The organism is Rhizobium sp. BK456, assembly GCF_014194045.1.
Lineage (GTDB): Bacteria > Pseudomonadota > Alphaproteobacteria > Rhizobiales > Rhizobiaceae > Rhizobium > Rhizobium redzepovicii.
The window spans coordinates 86,531-104,673 of record NZ_JACIAO010000017.1 but is presented as its reverse complement, the minus strand read 5'-3'; the positions used below and the strand labels follow the sequence as shown (position 1 = coordinate 104,673).

Annotated in this window: 13 protein-coding genes and 1 pseudogene; 9 read left to right on the top strand and 5 right to left on the bottom strand. The window is 55.9% G+C overall.

Annotated elements, in window-relative coordinates:
* Positions 1–198, bottom strand: a 198-nt coding sequence (locus FHX03_RS34245; protein ID WP_210298800.1) for a hypothetical protein, incomplete at its 3' end; no start/stop codon positions are given.
* Between the two features lie 94 nt (positions 199–292).
* Complete coding sequence (locus FHX03_RS32490) at positions 293–1,684, bottom strand: DUF1254 domain-containing protein (protein WP_183857269.1); 1,392 nt, start codon at positions 1,682–1,684, stop codon at positions 293–295.
* Here FHX03_RS32490 and FHX03_RS32485 point away from each other — a divergent pair.
* From FHX03_RS32485 to FHX03_RS32455, 6 genes are all read left to right on the top strand, one after another.
* The gene (locus tag FHX03_RS32485; RefSeq protein ID WP_183857287.1) at positions 1,673–2,059 is read left to right on the top strand and encodes a hypothetical protein; all 387 of its coding nucleotides are present in this window, start codon (positions 1,673–1,675) and stop codon (positions 2,057–2,059) included. The genes FHX03_RS32490 and FHX03_RS32485 overlap by 12 nt on opposite strands.
* Positions 1,984–3,204, top strand: a complete 1,221-nt coding sequence (locus FHX03_RS32480; protein WP_210298799.1) for an ATP-binding protein — start codon at positions 1,984–1,986, stop codon at positions 3,202–3,204. Before FHX03_RS32485 ends, FHX03_RS32480 begins: the two co-directional genes overlap by 76 nt.
* A 1,322-nt stretch (positions 3,205–4,526) precedes the next feature.
* Entirely contained in the window at positions 4,527–5,015 is a 489-nt protein-coding gene (locus FHX03_RS32470; protein ID WP_018327609.1) for a hypothetical protein, read from the top strand.
* Positions 5,012–7,045 (top strand): hypothetical protein, encoded by a 2,034-nt coding sequence (locus FHX03_RS32465; RefSeq protein WP_183857268.1) that lies wholly within the window; start codon positions 5,012–5,014, stop codon positions 7,043–7,045. Before FHX03_RS32470 ends, FHX03_RS32465 begins: the two co-directional genes overlap by 4 nt.
* Before the next feature lie 90 nt (positions 7,046–7,135).
* Positions 7,136–8,158 (top strand): hypothetical protein, encoded by a 1,023-nt coding sequence (locus FHX03_RS32460; protein ID WP_183857266.1) that lies wholly within the window; start codon positions 7,136–7,138, stop codon positions 8,156–8,158.
* Entirely contained in the window at positions 8,112–8,972 is an 861-nt protein-coding gene (locus FHX03_RS32455; RefSeq protein WP_183857264.1) for a hypothetical protein, read from the top strand. The genes FHX03_RS32460 and FHX03_RS32455 overlap by 47 nt, the downstream gene beginning before the upstream one ends.
* Before the next feature lie 161 nt (positions 8,973–9,133).
* On the opposite strand, the gene istB is transcribed toward FHX03_RS32455, so the two are convergent.
* Positions 9,134–10,015, bottom strand: coding sequence for an IS21-like element ISRel3 family helper ATPase IstB (istB, locus tag FHX03_RS32450; protein WP_183857262.1), 882 nt, complete (start codon positions 10,013–10,015; stop codon positions 9,134–9,136).
* Positions 10,012–11,270, bottom strand: a pseudogene (istA, locus tag FHX03_RS32445) (IS21 family transposase). Before istA ends, istB begins: the two are co-directional and overlap by 4 nt.
* Before the next feature lie 208 nt (positions 11,271–11,478).
* Between istA and FHX03_RS32440 the strand changes: the two are divergent.
* On the top strand, positions 11,479–11,820 hold the full coding sequence (locus FHX03_RS32440) for a hypothetical protein (RefSeq protein ID WP_183857260.1): 342 nt from the start codon (positions 11,479–11,481) through the stop codon (positions 11,818–11,820).
* Between the two features lie 4 nt (positions 11,821–11,824).
* On the top strand, positions 11,825–12,448 hold the full coding sequence (locus FHX03_RS32435) for a hypothetical protein (protein ID WP_183857258.1): 624 nt from the start codon (positions 11,825–11,827) through the stop codon (positions 12,446–12,448).
* A gap of 162 nt (positions 12,449–12,610) precedes the next feature.
* Here the strand turns inward: FHX03_RS32435 and FHX03_RS32430 are convergent, their stop codons facing one another.
* A complete protein-coding gene (locus tag FHX03_RS32430) occupies positions 12,611–16,756 on the bottom strand; it encodes a B12-binding domain-containing radical SAM protein (RefSeq protein ID WP_183857256.1) in 4,146 nt (1,381 codons plus the stop codon).
* A gap of 502 nt (positions 16,757–17,258) precedes the next feature.
* On the opposite strand from FHX03_RS32430, the gene FHX03_RS32425 reads away from it, so the two are divergent.
* On the top strand, positions 17,259–18,125 hold the full coding sequence (locus FHX03_RS32425; protein WP_183857254.1) for a hypothetical protein: 867 nt from the start codon (positions 17,259–17,261) through the stop codon (positions 18,123–18,125).
* Positions 18,126–18,143: the final 18 nt, after the last annotated feature.

The window sequence follows — 18,143 nt, the reverse complement described above, 5'->3', positions numbered from 1 at the left end:
CGCAACGAAGTGGAGGACGGCAAAGCCGTTGCCGGCGGCGCGAGCCTGGCAGGACCAAAAGCCGGGGCAGGACGAGATGGCCGCAATCAAAGGGGGAGGTTCAGACGGAGGCGGACATGGCAAGCGAGCCGGCGTCACGCCGAGAAGAACGCTTCGACGGCTCACATGTGCATCGGGTAGCTGGTCAATGTCTTTCATCTGTGCCTCCAGGCGGTTGACTGCTTGCTGGCGGAAGTGCCAGCACCTCGTCCGGGTTGATCTGGGATCACGTCTCTACTTTATTCACGGCTCCTCATATTCGCTCGAAGTCCCCCAGCGGCCAGGATCGGTCGAAGTAGCTCTCGGTCGGCTGGTAGAATCGAAAGTACGAGAACCAGTTCTTTCCCGGCACGGTCGGGATCCAGTTGTTCTCGTAGCCGGGCGGCGCCGTTGGCCGGCAGAAGATGTCGACGGATCCGTCCCCGTTCTTGCGCAGATCCAGCCGCGACGAGCGGTCCGCGATCTTCTGGTCGTTGAGAATGAGGGCGCGGGTATCGACGTCGTAGAGCGTCACCGACCAGAACAGCTTGATTGGCGGGTTTGGGGGGACACGCAGGCGATAGGAGACGCCGCCATCGAGCCATTCGCCTGCCCTGTCCTTGTAGGCGCTGAGATAGGCGGACGAAGGTCCAGGCTTCTTCGGCGCCATCGCTGGGCCAGCGCCAACGGCCTCGTAGAACCAGGATGCCCGTTCGTCGAGCAGGTTCCAGAACGCGTTCGGGTCGTCGGCGTCGAGCATGAGCGCGTAGTCCCAGTGCGTGTTGGGCCGATACTTCCCGTCCTTGAATCGCCGGTCCGCGGAATTCGCCTTCGCTATCGCCTCCCCGACCTGGGCGGCGTCGGTGAAAATCTTCGTCTGTCGAGCGTCCGGTGCGAATGCCCTGCCCTTCTCGATCCCGAGCGGCCGCAGCATGGCGTGGAAGAACGTGTCGCGCGCTTCCATGGGTTCGACCTGAATGACTTCGTCGACCCTGCGCCAGTAGTTCATGCCCCGCGGCGGCAGCCCGCTCCAGGTCTTCGATCCGATGTCGAGGATATCCATGCTCGGAGGGCTCTTCCGCTGCGCATACGGATACATTCGCAACTGCGACAGCGCCTGGCGTGCGGCCCCTGGATCGGTGTCCGTCAGACGCACGCCGAGAAACACGTTGACCGTTGAGGAATGACGCACCGTGTAGCCGGCGACGTCGCGCGGGGTCTTCGACCCCGGCGGCAGAACCAGGTATTTGCCGGGCTCCTCGGTGCCGGGGATGGTATTCTGCCACGCGTCGCTGATCGCACCCTGGACGCCCCGTTCGGGCATCTCCAGCACAAGTGGCCCGTCGCTCAGATCGGCGAAGCCCAGATAGTAGGGCGTCGTGGCGTTGGCGGTAAGGATTCCACGCCTGGCCTCATAAGAAAGGATGGCGACGATCTGACCGTTCTTTGCGCCGAGCTGTTCGTTGATGCCGATCTGCCACGACCTGAAGGAGACGGCAGGCAAGGCCCAGAGGTAGACTTGGCAGGCCCGCTGGAAGTCCCGCTCGTCATAAAGCTTGTCGATCGTGGCGTCGGTCGGATACCCGTTCTCGAAGTCGTGAGTGAACTCGAGCACGCCGATGCGGCTGTCGATCTTCTGCAGCCCTGTACAGTCGTGATCAAACACAGCCTGGTTGATCCGGATCGCTACGTCGGCACGATTTCTGTCGTGACTGCGTCAACGGTGCAAGTGAACATGCCTTACGCCACCGCCCGGCCGGAGCGCCGTGCCCTTGCGCGCGGCGCCGTCGGCGACTTCGTGTTCGTGGACTGCGAGCTGGTCAAGCTCCTTGGAAGATTGGTCGAAGTCAAACTACCGGACGCAGAGCGACTGACTGTCGAGCCGACTCTGGGCACGCAGCCCGAACCTCACCCGGTCGGCAGGGTGCAACTGCTGGCCTCGGTAGATCAGCGACAGAACAAACCATGCGCGGCATCCGCCACCATCCTCGCGTCGGCGATGCTGTCTACCTGGCTGATCCATCCATGTTCGGCGAACTGATGGCAAATTCACTGGTGGCGAGCGGCGCGAGCGCCCTCGACATCGGCACGCTAGATGCGGGCAGCGGCGTGCATTTGCGCCTGCCGCCTGAAAAGCTCTTCGGCCGCCACTGCGGCGTATTCGGCGCGACGGGCGGCGGCAAGAGCTGGACCTTAGCCACCATCCTCCAGCAGATCAAAGCCGCTGGCGGTAAATGTATTCTCTTCGATCCCACCGGTGAATTTGCAGACATCCCCGCCATATCGGCGCACTATGCCTTCGACAACGAAGAAGCCGGCAGCCAGCAGGTCCATTTCCCCTACCAGTTCATGACGGAAGACGACCTGTTCGCCCTGTTTCGCCCATCGGAACAAAGCCAGGGGCCTAAACTCCGCGAAGCGATCAAGAGTCTGAAGCTTGTCAAGAAAAGTGGGGGACAGCTTGAAGGCGTGGCGATCTATGAAAAGAAGCTGCTCACGAAAAGGCAAAAGGACCGCCGCCCGTTTCTGAAAGCTTTGGAACTTCACAGCGACGTCATTCACAGCCCGCTTTGCCAGTTCGACATCGAAAATCTTCCCGATCAGGTGCAGCAGGAATGCGTTCAGCCGACGAATTGGGACAACCCGAGCCACTGGGGTAACGTCCATGAACAAGCAGTAGGCTACTGCGAAAGCCTGATCGCGCGCATGCGCACGTTAATCCATTCCCCTGAGCTTGAATGCCTGTTCGGTAATGGTGGACAGTCGTTAGTAACGGTTCTGGAAGCATTCTTTGCGTCCGAAAGCCAGGACATCCTGCGAATATCCTTCAAAAACGTCCGGTTCGAGCACAACTCGCGCGAAATCCTTATGAATGTCATCGGGCGCTTTCTCTTGGCCCGCGCCCGGCAGAACACCTTTCGCGACAAGCCGATGATCACGCTGCTGGATGAGGCCCATCAATTCCTGGGGCGAGCCATTGGCGACGAATATGCCAGCGTGAAACTTGAAGCGTTTGGGCTTATCGCCAAAGAAGGGCGCAAATACGGACTGACCACGATCCTTGCCACACAGCGCTCCCCGCGATATTCCGGCCGATGTTCTCAGCCAACTTGGCACACTGATTGTGCATCGCCTGACCAACGAAGAAGATCGCAGTGCGGTCGAGAAAGCCTGCGGCGATCTTGATCGCAACGCCGCTCTGTTTATCCCGACTCTAGCGCCTGGCGAAGCCGTAATCGTCGGGCCAGACCTTCCCGCGCCGGTGCCTGTTTTGATTCACGAGCCCCCGTCGCCGCCCGATTCCAAAGGCCCAAAATACACGTCGTACTGGGCCAGTCGTCAGCCAAGGCGGACTAAGAGCGATGGGGTGAAAGCATCCTTACAAATCTCAATCACCCAAAGAAGATGCGGAAGACCGCGCCTGCTGTCCAGGAAGCGAATCATCTCAACACGCCCAATCGGCCTGGGCGAAATGCCGCAGAGCGAACATTTACCAATGAGATCAAAAAGCAAAGTGATGCTACCTAAGGCCGATAATCTTCCATTGCACGCAACCGTCCTTCATGTAAATTATCTATACTGGATATTGGGGGAAGTCTTGCCATCAACAACAATTATTTGGAATCCCGACGACTGGGAGATATTTGCGCTTGGCCTCCTGAATTGTCGGCATGGCGTGTTAAACGTTCACAAGGTGCCCGCCAAAGATCAGGGCGACCTTGGTATCGACTATTACTGCAACAAGGATAGCGTCGCATATCAGTGTTACGCGGTAGAAGAGCCGATCGGAGTCGCTGAACGCGCGAAGAAGCAAAAAGATAAGATCACCAGGGATCTGGGTAAGCTCCAAAAAAACAATGTTATTGTATCGAAACTCTTCCTCGGCGCGCCGATAAAGAGATGGGTCTTGCTCAGCCCATTACACGATAGCAAGGACGTCAACATACACTGCGCGAACAAGACGACAGAGCTCCGATCGAAAGCACTGCCTTACCTCGACACTGACTTTGAGGTCCTTATTCATGATCAAGCATTTTTCGGCGCTGACGCCCTAACGCTGAATGCGGCGCAACTATCGTTGATCAAACTCAGCATTCCGAATCCGACAAATCCGCAGATTAGCTCTTGGGGGAAGGAGGAGGGGTCACAAGATTTGCTGTCAACGGCTCGCACGAAGCTCGCGAAGCGTACAACTCCTCAAAAGCTTGAAGATGCGGTTGCGGACGCTACTCGTTATCATCTGCAGGGCGCGGCGCTTATGAGTGCACTTCGTTCTCAGGCACCAGAGTTACATGACAATCTTGCCACGGTGATTGCTAGCCGGAGGCGCCATTTAGAGTTTGCCGGCCCCACGGCGGTTTCGGCCAGTGGCATCCTGAACGACGAGATTATGAACCTGAAGGGAGCAATCAAGGGTGCGGCGCCAAACCTATCGCCCGAGAACGTCGATCAGCTCGTGTTTGGAACCGTCTCAGAATGGATAATGCAATGCCCATTGGATTTCCCAGATGTCCCGTGAAAGCCCTTTCTTAGATATCCTTAATACATCCAAGTTCACGTTCACCGTCCGCCCAGAGCCTGTCGCCGGCGACTTGCGGATGGCCTGGGGGATGGCGATACTACTCCTAAGCGTATTTTACAGTCGAGGGAAAAAGGCGAGTTTTCAGAAACTCCAATTTCTCGCTCATAATGTGCGACTCGAGGAGGGTCGAGAGGAGGCACTAGGATTGATCGCGGGACGGTATCGACCACTCGACGTATCCGTAAGGGTCGAGCCTTGGCTGAACCGCGCGGTAGCGCTGAGCCATTCGATGGGCCTCGTTAGCGTTAACAAAGGTTCGGTGGTTGTTCTGACGGACGAAGGTCGCAAAGCAGCTGAGGCAGTCGCCAAAGATAGCGGCGTGCTTGACGCCGAGAAAGCCTTCCTTTCCGAGGTGGCGCCCAAACTAACTGATGGATTTATGAAAACGGTCTGGCGTCCGGAGAACCTTGTATGACTTTTAAACTGAGACGCCTCAGGCTTCGTGCGCTCACAGAGCGGGGCTGGTACGGAGTTGAACTCGGGTTCACCGACGGGCTAAATGTTCTTTGGGCCGACAACACCATGGGTAAATCAACCTGCCTTCAAGGGATGATTTACGTTCTTGGTTTGGAACGAATGCTGAGCCCTCGCCGAGAGATCCCTCTTCCACACGCGATGACAAGCCATCTTGTGACAGATAGTGGCGAGAGCGTGCGAGTCGTTGAATCTGACGTGATGCTTGAACTGGAAAACTCAGTCGGCACAATAGCGACGGTCCATCGCCCGGTCGTCTCAAAACTCGACGACCGCCTGATAACAGTAAATTTCGGCCCTGGTCTGTCTGAACCTGAAGGCCAGTATCGGACCCAGCAGTTCTTCGTGCGAGACCCGGGTGCTGCTCAACGTGAGGACGGTTTTCATCATTTCCTCGAGAATTTTCTTGGCTGGGAGCTTCCTGTCGTTCGAGGCTACGAGAAAGAAGACGTCAAGCTCTATCTCGAAACCGTGTTCCCGCTGTTCTGGGTGGAGCAAAAGTCTGGGTGGTCCTCCATCCCCGCAGCCATCCCGACATATTTCCGCATTCGAGAAGTCCACAAACGAGCAGTGGAGTTCATCGCGGGGCTTGAGGCCTATGAGATCGAGCGCAAACGTGAACAGCTAAATCAACGCATCAGCGTTCTTACCAGCAGATGGGAAACAAATTGGCATGACCTCAGCCAGCTGCTGAACAGATCTGCGTCACGCATTGAGGCACTTGGTACGAAGCCAATCGTTGATTTGAATGCGATCGCGAAAGCGTTCGTGTCAGTGGCAACACAAGGTGGCTGGACGCCACTTGATGAGCATCTTAGATCGCTGAAGTCCGAACTCGACACTATTTCCCAAGCCGAAGTGCCGGTCGTGTCCGACAATGTCCCCGCCATAGAAGCCAAACTCGCCGAGGTGATCGCCCACGCGGAGAGCCTCAATGTCCAGCGCCTTTCATTAAACGGCGTGAGGCAGGTAAAACTAGCAGACGTTGACGCCCTGACACGGCGTATCCAGACTCTGCGAGAAGATCTTCAAAAAAACCAGGATGTTCAAAAGCTACAGCGCTTTTCAGGCGTTCAATGGTCACTTAGCCCTGACCGGTGCCCCACCTGCGAACAAGGCTTGCAGGACACTCTACTTTCGCAAAATGCGCTAGCATCGATCATGCCAATCGAAGATAATATCTCATACATCAAATCTGAAATCAGAATGTTTGAAGACATACTTCGGCGCGAAGAAGAGGAAAATCGAGAGCGTGAAGGATTACTCTCACAACTAAATCGAGATCTCAGCGAAGCGTACACGGCAATAAGAACACTAAGAGCTGATTTAGTAGCGCCGGCGACGAGCGTTTCGGCTTCAGCGATTGAAGAGCGACTTCTAATTGAACGGAAGATTCGAGATTTTTCCGAACTGCGGTCTTTCTTTGACGATGCGGTGAGCAGTTTCAGCACCCTGTCTGAGCAGTATACGACGCTTCTTCAACAGAGAAGCGCGCTTCCTGACGACGAGCTGTCCGACAGCGATAAGGCAAAGCTCAACCGTCTGTCTGAATTGCTACGTGCACAGGCGCGGCAGTTTGGATTTAAAACCTTTCAACCCGACGATCTTGCTATCTCCCAGGATACGTATCGTCCCGAAGTTGAGGGTTTTGAGATCGGTTTTGAGACATCCGCAAGCGACGCAATAAGATTGAAATGGGCGTATCAGCTTGGGCTGCTCGAACTCGCCGCTTCTTACAGCACGAACCATCCAGGTGTTTTGGTCTTCGACGAACCGCGTCAACAATCATCTTCGAAGGTCAGCTTCGAGCAGCTTTTGCGACGAGCAGCGACATCGAAGGCTCGTGGACAACAAGTGATTTTCTCCACGAGTGAGGATTTGTCGATCCTAGAACCGATAATAGGCGAGATTGACTGCACCAAGATCATTCTTAGAGGGCACGTCCTACAACCAATTTCGACAGGTGATTGACGCGAACCTGCCATGAAGCCGGCAGGAGCCGAAGATGAACAACTTCTCTGTCGAGCGAGGTCGACGAGCGGCAGACGAGATTGACCTAGGATGACAGCTCTCAGCTTTTACGCGGCTCTCCTTGACCAGATGGATCTGGCCCTCGAACATCTCGACAAGGGCGGCGTTCATGATGCCCGGTTTGCGTTGATGCTGACCGACAATGCGGTAGAGCTAGCAATCCATAGGCTCGCTACAGAAAAGCACGCTCACTTCAAGAGCTGGCACCATTTAAAGGAGGCGTACCCCCATAAGCTGGAGTTGGCCGAGGCTGTCGGACAATCCTTCGACGCGAAGCTAAAGTTTGCACGTATCGAGAAGATGGTCACAGAGGAACAGGCGCGGATAGTTGCAATAATGCATGAGTTCCGAAACGAGCTGTACCATGTCGGCCTCCAGCACGAAGCCATACTGCCAGCCATTGCTAATTTCTACTTCTCGGTAGCCTGCGACATTCTGAAAGCGTTTCCCGGGCGTGGTCTTTACTACGGCAATAAGATGGTAATCCCGGAACGCGCGAAGAAGTATTTCAACAGCAGCAGACTCAATCCGGCCGAACTAGGTGACTTTGAGAAGGCGTGCGCAACGCTGACGGATCGGTGCCATTTTGATAGAGGCAAGACGATCGGTGCGCTCGCGGACCATATGGATTTTATCATCACTGAGAACAATGTTTACCTCGATGTCATCTCAACTGGCGTGTTTCCTAAGGGGAAGGGGATCACGCGAGATCAGGCGACAATCAATTGCCAGACATGGCGGCTGGCCTTCTCGCCTGTGGGTCACAAGTTCGCAAGCGAGAATGGCTTTTCCGGCAGATCTATCCATGACCTTGTTGATTGGCTCGCCGCCAACTACCGCCTGACGATCAACAAGGATCCCGTTCCAGGATGGAAGCGGCGGGTTCAGCGCTTGCGCTCCAAGGCCAACACACATCTGGCCGTCGCCATCTATGTCGACTTCCTGAGAGAAACCTTGCAATTCCGCGAGGATCTCGCGGAGAGTTGCGCAGCCGCCGAGGCTGAAATTGACCGTCAAATTGACGAAATTCGTGCGCGCCGTCGAAAGGATTGATCCTCCTATGCTGAGATTCACGGACCCACAAGAGCCAACGATCGCTGATCGATGTATCCGACCACTTTGTTTCGCCGCCCTTGGGGACGAACACTATGGTCTGGATGGGTTCGAGCTCACGCTGCAGGATGGCGCGGTCGCTCGCCGTTTGCTGTTTGGACTTCAGGGTAGTGCCGTTCTCTTCCCGTACCGAGGGCGACATTTCGCCGTCTTCACACGCCACCAAATAGCAACGATCGCGGGTGAAACAGCAGCGGCTTTTAAGGACCGCTTGGACTATCTGGTAGTGCTGATGGACGATGGCACCGACAGCACCAATATTCCGTTCAACACATACCTATTCTCGCCTGGTTCCACAGAGGATGAAAGTGACTATGTAATCGGTGTGGTCGAGTATGAGATGCTACCATCATACTCAGGACATCAGTTCTTCTCCGTCGAACGTCGCCACATCGGTCGCGCTGGTGATTTAGCTTTAGCCTCAGGCTTGCCAAGCCATCTCCAGCGAATGGTGATGGAGAATGGAGGGATGCGGATCCATCCGATCTGCAAGTCGGGACACCTAGAGTCCCGCAGTAACTGCGGCGTGTTGCGATATCCTGAGGACTTAGAGCCTTTGGATGGCATGAGTGGTGGAGCGGTCTTCGTTACTCGATTAGCGGGTGATGGTCATTCCTTCGAGATCTTCTTGGATGGAATTATCCAGCGGGGCGGAGGAGGTTACGTTCGCTATCTCGGTCTCGAAATCATTTTGGACCGGGTAGATGATTACATCTCTCGCCTTCGAAATGTGGCCGCGGCAGACGATGCCTGAGACCTTCGACACGGTCCGAGAGTGAAACGACGGACGTGGTCCGCGTATTGAGATTTTGGGAGAATACGAAGAGCAATGACGCTGGAAAAACTATCGTCCCCGCAATCCGGTGTCAATGCCGCGTGAATTTTCCCCAAAAGTGCCGAAGTAAAATTCCCCACTTATGCCGACGTGGACGCGAGGGAAGATTGGGTATTTTTGGGTGGCCGACCGCGCGGCTTTTGTGGTGGGGCAAACGCCGGGGGTGCGATCAGGGCTTTGGATCGGACATGTTCCGGCATCAGCTCGGCATGCTGCCGGAGCCGATAGCTGGAGCCTTCGATCTGCACGACGACAGCATGGTGAAGCAGTTTGTCGAGCAGCGCCGTTGCGACGACAGGATCGCCAAAGACATCGCCCCATTCTGCGAAGCCGCGGTTTGACGTGAGGATCATCGCACCACGTTCATATCGGGCATTGACGAGCTGAAAGAAGAGATTGCCGCCGCCTTGGACGACCGGCAGATAGCCGATCTCGTCGACAATCAGCAAGCTTGGCCTGCAGAAGAAGCGAATGCGCTCCTGCAATCTACCTTCCCGCTCGGAGCGGGCAAGTGAGCCGATCAGATCGGCGAGCGTCGTAAAATACACACTCTTTCCGGCCTTCACGGCTTCGACACCGAGCGCGGTGGCGAGGTGGCTTTTGCCTGTTCCCGGCGGGCCGAGGAAATGAACGGCCTCGTGACGATCGACAAAGCCGAGCTGCGCCAGGGTGAGTATCCGATCGCGATCGAGCGAGGGCTGGAAGGTGAAGTCGAAGCCGGCGAGCGTCTTGATCGTCGCAAGCCTGCCCATCCGCAATGCGGTCTTGATCCGGCTATTCTCGCGTAAGGTGAGTTCCTCGGAGAGAAGGATATCAATAGCTTCCAGCGCGGAAAGCTCACCGTGCTCGAGACGGCGCACGACATGGTCGAGTGCTTCCAGTGCGCGCGGCATCTTCAGGCCGACGAGATCATGACGAATCCGATCGATCATGGACGGAATGGCATCGAGGGCGGCGCTCATGGGCGGTTCTCCTGTGCCAGGACTTTGCCGACGGCGTCGTAGAAGGCGAGCGACCGCTGCAACACGGTGTCGCCGGCGGGCTTGACGACAATGGCGTCGTCGCGCGTGCTGGACCGATGTTGCGGCGCGAGTGCTCGTCGATGATCAGGATGAACCCGGCGCTGTTTGCGGCCCTCCAGGACGGGATGAGCTGCGATCAGCATGCCGTTCTCGAAGATGCGGACCTCGTCGGCGAGAGAATGGACTTCCACCATTCGGCTTCGCGTAGCATCCGGAACACTGTAGGTGTTGCCGCCGACGCTCACCATGCCTTCCCGCGACACCCGGCGCTCCAGCTTCAGAACGGATTTGAACGGGGCCAGCGGTAACGGTCGCAGGTGCTTCCGCTCCTCGGCGAAGGCTTCATTGACGACGCGCAGGGTCGTGGCGTGCTTCCTTGGATTTGCGACGGTATCCAGCCAGTGCCGAAGCTGAGCATTCAGGTCGTCAAGGTTGCGGAACGAGCGGGCCAGGAAGAAGTCTTCGCGAATATAGCGAAAGGGCCGCTCGACCTTGCCCTTCGTCTTGGCCCGATAAGGTTTGCAGGCCTTCGGGTGGAAACCGTAATGGCGCGCGAGGTCGATGAGGGCACGGTTATAGACGATGCCTTCTGTCTGACCCTCACCGATGACAGCCGTCTTCATCCGGTCGTAAAGCACTTCCCGCGGAGCGCCACCAATGGCCTCGAAAGCCGCAATATGGCAACGCAGGACGGTCGGCAGGTTCTGATGCATGACGAAGCGTGCCCAGATGAGACGGCTATGACCCAGCACCATCGAGAACAGCCAGACGATCCTCGGGGTCATCGGCTCGTCGGTGAAGACGACATGGAACTGGGCGAAGTCGACTTGGGCCTGCTCACCAGGCGGCGTCTCGAAACGAACTTCAAAGCCCTGACTTGCAACGGGGCGTACATCGCGGAGAAAATCCGTCACAGCCGTGTAGCCGCCGGTATAGCCTCGCTCACGCAGTTCTCGAAACAATCGACTGCCCGTCAGTCCGGGGTAGGATTTAACCCGCTCCCGCAGGTATGAAGCGAATGGGTCGATGACCGTCGCCCGAGGCTTTCTTGGACCATAGGCCGGAGCCTCGAGGCCCCGCTCAAGTATTTACGCACCGTCTTGCGATCGATGCCAGTTTCTCTGGAAATAGCCGACACCGTCAGCCCCTGCTGATGCAGATCCAGGATCATGATCGTCTCCCTCAGCTTGATCACCAACATCCCCCTTCCGACCATCGGAAGGAGTATCGGCGAAGACTCGCCGCCGGTCTTCCGGGGCGCGCCCCGGAAGACCGGCGGCCGCAGCACCTGGGGAAGATTCAAACGGCACTATTGGGGAGTATTGCTCCGGTGCTGACAATCCGGAACGCTGGGCGAGCTGCTGACCGTAGCAAAGCTGAACACACTCGGACTGGCCGCCTATATGAGCCCCGAAGGCGCACCTGGGCACGATGTCATTGTTGTCGTCGGTGGGCAGCCGAAATCGATCGAGGTGAAGACGCGGCAGTTCCTGCGCCGGCCGACTGAGATCACCCGCTGGCCTGTAGAGATGCACAAGAAAGGCGACGCGGACTTCTTCATCTTCATCGAACTCGATCTGAGGACGATGGCACCAACGTTCTACGTCCTGACGAACGAGCAGGCTCGCGCAGTCCACAGGAACTATGAGGGCGGAGGAAATTGCTATCCTCCAGAAGTTCGAAAGCAGATCCGGCCCAACGACTTCTCCGTGTTGGGGTCCAGCATCGCGGTTCTTGAAAGCTAAGCGCATGAGCGAGACAACAAAGAGCCGTAGCCTGCAGATCAGTCCGAAGTACACGGTCGCGTTCTGGCGCGGCCTCGAACTGGATCCCGACAATGCGAAACAGGAGGAGTGGCTGAAAGCAGCCGATGTTCTAAGGGATCGCATACAGGGCCGATTTATCAAGCCAGCGCAGACCCTGATCGATGTCGATAAATCTAACCACCAGCAAACATATGGCTTTGCGATCCTCGCCCTGGATTGCCTCGTTCTCGAAACAATTCAAGGTTTCCGTGAGGGCGTGACCAACCACACACGTCAAAGCGGTCGGCTGTTTAGAGAGTTCCTGAGCAACTGGCAGCCATTTATCAATTGTCTCGGCGCTGGCATGGTGGCGACGAAGAAGGCTGACGAGTTCTATAGCCAAGGGCGATGCGCACTCCATCACAGCGGGGCGACCGAAAAGATGACGGTCGGGGTCAGCGGCCCAATAATGCGCTTCGACAATGGTCAGATCACTGTGAACCGCACACTATTCCATACAGAATTGGAAGCGGAGTTTGATCGATATCTGGCAACCTTGGCCGACCCGCACTCTGTAGATCTTCGAAAGAAGTTTCTCCTAAAAATGAACACCATATGTGGACTATAATAGCTGCGACGGCATCCGGTCCGTCGCACCTGCCAACTTGGAACCCAAGCCATTACCGTCGTAGCATTCTCATAGACCAATCACCGGACGGTCTTTGCCGAAGCCCCAAATGAGAGTAAGGATAAGGTGTCGGAACACCTGACCTGACGTCCGAGCAGGGCTCTAGTAGCCGTTCGCAACGAGGCTCTCATACTCCGAGACAAAGTCCTTTCTCAGATAAAAGCTGAGATATGCGTCCTTTAAGGTCTCGAAATACGCCTCCTTGTCCTGAAAAGCATTCCGCACCATCAAAGGCGCGGCCGGCCCTTCGTCACTATGATAGTCGTTGTACTTTACGATATCAGCAAAGCTGAAGCCAAGCTGCTGCAGATCGCGATAAATCGCAGCCCTGCTGTCGGACTTTTGCGCGGGAGATGGATCGCGGGAGTCCTCTGCAGGTAAGAAAATTCCGTCGAGATCTTGCGAGAGCTGCTTGTAGCTGAGGTAGGTTTCCACTTCTCTGCGATCAGTCAAGGAACTGCTTCGGAGCTTAGAAGCCGCGTCAACAAAATCCTTGTAGATTGCAAAATAAGCGAGGCTGACACCTGATCGTAGAGCGAACGCAACTGTTTCCTTGGCGCTCTCGGCGCTATCATATTGCCCACCGAGGATGAAGTACCCTTTCGACCTAATTCCTGCGGCTTTGAGACGTAAGATAAGCGCACATATATCGTCATTACTGAGTGCCGTCGAAGTCTTGTTCGCTTTCAGCTTCTTCCGCTGCGTCTCATTGCCATGTTCGATCCCGAAGGCCAACATGCTACAGCCTGACCGAACAAGTTGACCGATAAAATCGGGAACCTGCTTCTCATATTCGACGAAATCCTCAAAGCGGAAGATGCCCCGCCATCCGAAGCCACAGGGCGCGCCTTCACGAATCTTGACCAAACCCGCAAGGAATTCCTTCGCCCATTTAAGATCGTGCAAAACGGCAAGCTCGCTGTCAGCAGGTCGAGCTGCGATCTGGGGGAGAAGATTGTCGTCGATGAACTGGATACGCAGGTCGCGATGCTCTTGTGCCAATGCCAGCAGTTCACTCAATACAGATCCGGTGGAGCGCCTTCTTTCGCCCCCGCTTAGACTTCTGCGCTCGGTGCAAAAAGTGCACTTCCACTCGCAGCCTCGCGACATCACGACATGCGCTTCTTTATGGGTGCGGTTTTTCTTGCGGGTGGGGGCTGGCTCGTAAGCGCCATCGGGACCTCGGAAGACGCGCCTGTCGAGTATCGCAATCGGTTCCCAGTTATCCGGCAAAGCGTTCTCGATCGATCTAGGATAAAAGTGCCATTTCCCGCAGTGTGTGTCTAAGAGTCGTTGATTCTTTGGATTTGCGATCACGTCCGCGATTTCCGGCCACGCGCCTGCACTCCCCGTCAGAGCCACCAGATCGACGAAATTCTGCTCCGCATTTCCCCTGACGACGAAATCCCAGTCAGCTTGACCTGCTCCTAAAACCGAAGTCTGCCAGACGCCCAGATTTGCGGCCGGTCCGCCTATGGCAATCATGACATCGGGGGATCGAGCTTTGATGTCCGCGACGATTTGCTGAGTGGACTTTACTGTACTCAAAACCACATTGAATCCCACCCAATCGAACTCGCCCGCGCGATCCGCCAACTCTTCGGTCAGTGATGGAAAGCGGTGACAGTCGGCAATCTCGACAAAATGTCCGGCACGACTGAGCGCGCTCGCAATGAGACCGAGGCCCAACGGAGGCGTGGTAGTGCGAGATGCATTTTTTCGTTCGGCGCTACCAGCGATCTCGATCGGCGGTAGCACGAGCAAGACTCGCCTCAGGTCTGCTGCTGCGGCTTTTCGAACATCTTCGACTTCCGGGTGGAGGCGCGCTCGAGGTGTGTCTGTCGTCCGATAAAAACTAACGCCCAGCAGTTCTCGCGACCTCGGAAAATCATTCAAGGTGAAAGGCGTGGAGCCGCCGCGCCAACCTTGCATAACCTCCTCGTGATAGAGCCTAATGAACTCGCGCTGAAGCCAGGGATGGGATCCATCGTAGCGGACAGCCGAGTCGATAATCTCGCCCAAACGCGTTGTCAGCTTCTTACCGGCTGCGAGCGGTCGGCTCTTATACGTAGCCTCGACACGTGAGCGAAACGAGCGCGAGAACGCTACATCCAGGCATGCCCAGCGAATCGTTTCGTCTTCATCGGTAGAGAACGCCTCAAGTACGCGAAGCGCTTTGTCGACCGGCAGGGCACCCAGCATTGCCGCGACCGGGAAGCGCTTGTCGCCTCGCCAACGTCGAGGAATTGAACCGGTTCCGAGCGACTCCCTGATGAAGTCCAGCGTGAAATCAGGGGAGTAGTTCCCTTGGAGGACGCTCTCGCTTGCTAGCCACAGGAACGTAGCAATGTGCTGAGGTTCGACTTCCGCAAAATTTAGCTGCTGAGCCTGAAAAGCGGTTATGACGGCAGCGAACCGAGGCAACTGGCTGTAGTAATCGCTCTGTCCCAACACGTCTAACAAAACTGAATGCTTCAGGCACAATCGGGCAAGTCGTGTCTGAAAATCGTCATCCGCCAGTCCCATGCGAATGACCTCATCGATTTTTGTGGTCACCTCATAGTCGTGGGACTGGAAATCGTTGGCAAATCTGCCGAGGTAGAAAAAGAATTCCCGTAGCAGGAAACCATCGCTGGAAATCTGCCGCCAAACATTTGGCCTGACGAGATTGATAAAGTCGTTGATCGATCCCGATACGCTCGACGCGGCCGCCAGGAAACGCCACATGACATCCAGTTCCCCCGAGCTGCGCAGGGAGAAGGTCACGGCACCTTGACTTTCCAACATTGTATCAAGCGTCAGCGACAACTGGTCCAGATATGCGAGAGCTTCAAGCCCGACTACTCCCTGTTCGATCTTTCCCCGAGCACTGAGAATGTTGAGGGCGGTACAGACGCGCTCCCATTCGGCATAGACTAAACCGTTCGCGACGATCTCCTCCGCCTGGCGTATCAGCCCGTCTTCAGTCTCAGGATCTTGCAGGGTAATCTTGGCGACTGCCTGTCTTTCCTGCCATGCCACTGATGTCGCAAGTGGCCAATCGCACGCGCTCGCAAACGCTTTCGCGCAGGCTGACCATGTATAATGCGCCCTCAAGAACGATGCAAGTTCCATGGCACCATGCTTGCGTCGACTATAGTTCCCAGCGAGGCCAAGAATCGCTTTGCTCATTGTCTCAGCATCGACGGCCTTTTCGCCCGTGAGGGAAATTTCAACCACCCCCTCGCTGCTAACACCGACATTCCCGCCCCAAACGTTAGCCTTCAAGAACTGAAAGAGGCCGGAATGGCTGGAACAGATCAGTGGTACGCCGAGACTGAGAGCTTCCCACCCGGAAAGCCCAAAGCCCTCGTGCCAAGATGGCATCAAGGCGAAATGAGAACTCGCGAGTGTCTTGAATAGACGTCCCGTGTCACCTGTGTAGGAAACCGGATCTAGTGAGATATGCTCGCCATACTCAGAGAGGTTTGCTGGCTCTGCTGTTTCGGGGCCAGCTCCAAACAAAGTTAGGCAACCTCTGTTTAGAAAACGGCTATCCCTGCCCTGATGGACCTCTTTCGCCTTTCGATAAGCAGTGGCGACCGCCGAGATTGCTAGCTGCGCATTCTTAACCCTGTCGTCCTGCTGGCCGAGACGGCCGCTCATAAAGATCTGCCACGCCGGTTCGTTATTTTCAACGGCGGGCTCTATCGGCGGCACACCGGGGATGAGCATGCTCACCCGCTTTTTGCCATTTGCGCCGTAGGAGCTCTCAGCGAGAAGTGGCCCAACCGCTAGGACGAGGTCCGCACGATCAGCCAGTTCAGTCTGCCGAGCTTCCTTCTCCCCTCGCTCTTCCGGGGAAAGTCCTTTTTGCAGGTCGTACTGCTTATAATGCATATGCTTGATGACAGCAGATCGGACCGTCGGAAGGTTGAGCCCCCTAAGATGGCCAACGGTGTCGATTGCCAAAAAACCTGTATGCACGTCATGTCCGACGACGATGACGTCGTTCTGTAAGTTGTTCGAAGCTGCGAGTGCAGCGTAGATATGGTTCGCGATGGCCTCCGAGGACCCGAGTTCTTCTCCCGTTTCGACGATAACCTGATCCTCGACCGAACTTGCCCTCGGCCCCTTCACGAGACAGTAGCACAACCCTGTCGAGCCCAGCTCCACGGCGACGGCCTTGGCAAGGTCCTGATTGAAAACGTTGATACCGCCGTGTGCGCGTCCCCAGTTCGTGGCAAGAAAAAATGCAGAGTAACTCATCGTGTACCGCCGGCACCTGAACGATCATCGGATTCGCTTTCGATCTTGATTACCACAGCCTGACTCGTGCGAAAATCCATTTGGCAACCGAGTTTAGGCCAGAAGAAGAATCGGCTCATCGCGGAAATTGTGAGTATTTGTCCTCGGGTTGATTAGGGCCTGCCTTTTTTCTGCGCTCGAGTGCATCGACAGAATTTAGCTTCATGTGGTTTTCCGAAGGCGCGGCGGAGTGGATCGAGGAGGTGCCGGACGTAGTGTCGGACATGCGGCAGTGCCAATCCTGCTGAGCACCAAGGCGTGCGCTGCGCCGTATGCGCCGTCCACGCCCCATTGATTTTTCGGTTTCCGCTACTGGGTAGTGCTGGCTGATGGCTTGATGTGAGCTCACCGGGTAGTATCTGACGAGCTTATTGTGAGGCTTTGATGCGGGCGTCATAGGCCCATGGCATCAGGGCATCGATGTCTTTGGCGAGGTGGCCGTTGGCGGCAGGAGCTTCTGGGGATGGAAGCCCTCGATCCCGTCCGGCGGTATGTGAGGATCGGTGAACAACCGTCGACGTGGGGTTACTCCCGCCGCCGGCTCTACGCGCATGACGCACTGTTCCGTGAGAACTCCGATGTCTACGAGGTCCTTCACGAATTCGACTTCGTCTACACGGCAGACAAGAGGCTGTTCTTCTTTCTGGCGATCTTTGGAGAAGAATACGGGATCGCTATGAGCGATCCCGACCCTGCCAGTTGTTTCGACTTTCTTGAACAGCAAAATGGCGGAAGCCCGTCTACCCTTCGACGGGCTAGCAGCATTTATGACGTAGATCGAGCGTTTTTCAATTATTTTGATCATGCCGACACCGCGCTTATTTTAATGCTTAGAAATGCGATCCATCACAGAGATCACGAACTGTTCTCCAGCTGGAACAATACGATGGCGCAGGATGGAGGCCCCGATCGGTTCCGCGGCGCCGAATTTTTGATCGCGAGCCACACCTTGGTAGGCGAGGCACATGTCGGACGCCAACTCTACAAGGCCGAAGATTTCCTGTTTCGCCTCGACCCCAGTCAAAATTCACCTGCTCTAGAAGGCAAAATGAGTGCTTTGAACAGAAGCAAGCTTCTGGGACAATTGAAAGCTGACCTCAGCTTCAACGAGTTTTTCTCGAAGGCACGGCGAGAGGGCTACCCTAACAAACAGCTCTATTTCAACGTTATACCTTTCTTCATATCGGCAGTTTGCCGCGTGTTTCGAAGCTTACGGGCAAGAGGCGTGCGGTTCGTGGGATACGATGCGAATGCATATGAGATGCATTTCACGGACGACCTGAAAGTAGACTTGTCATCCCTGTCCTACGCTACCATCAGGATCAACTGAGTTGATTCGACCGGGCAA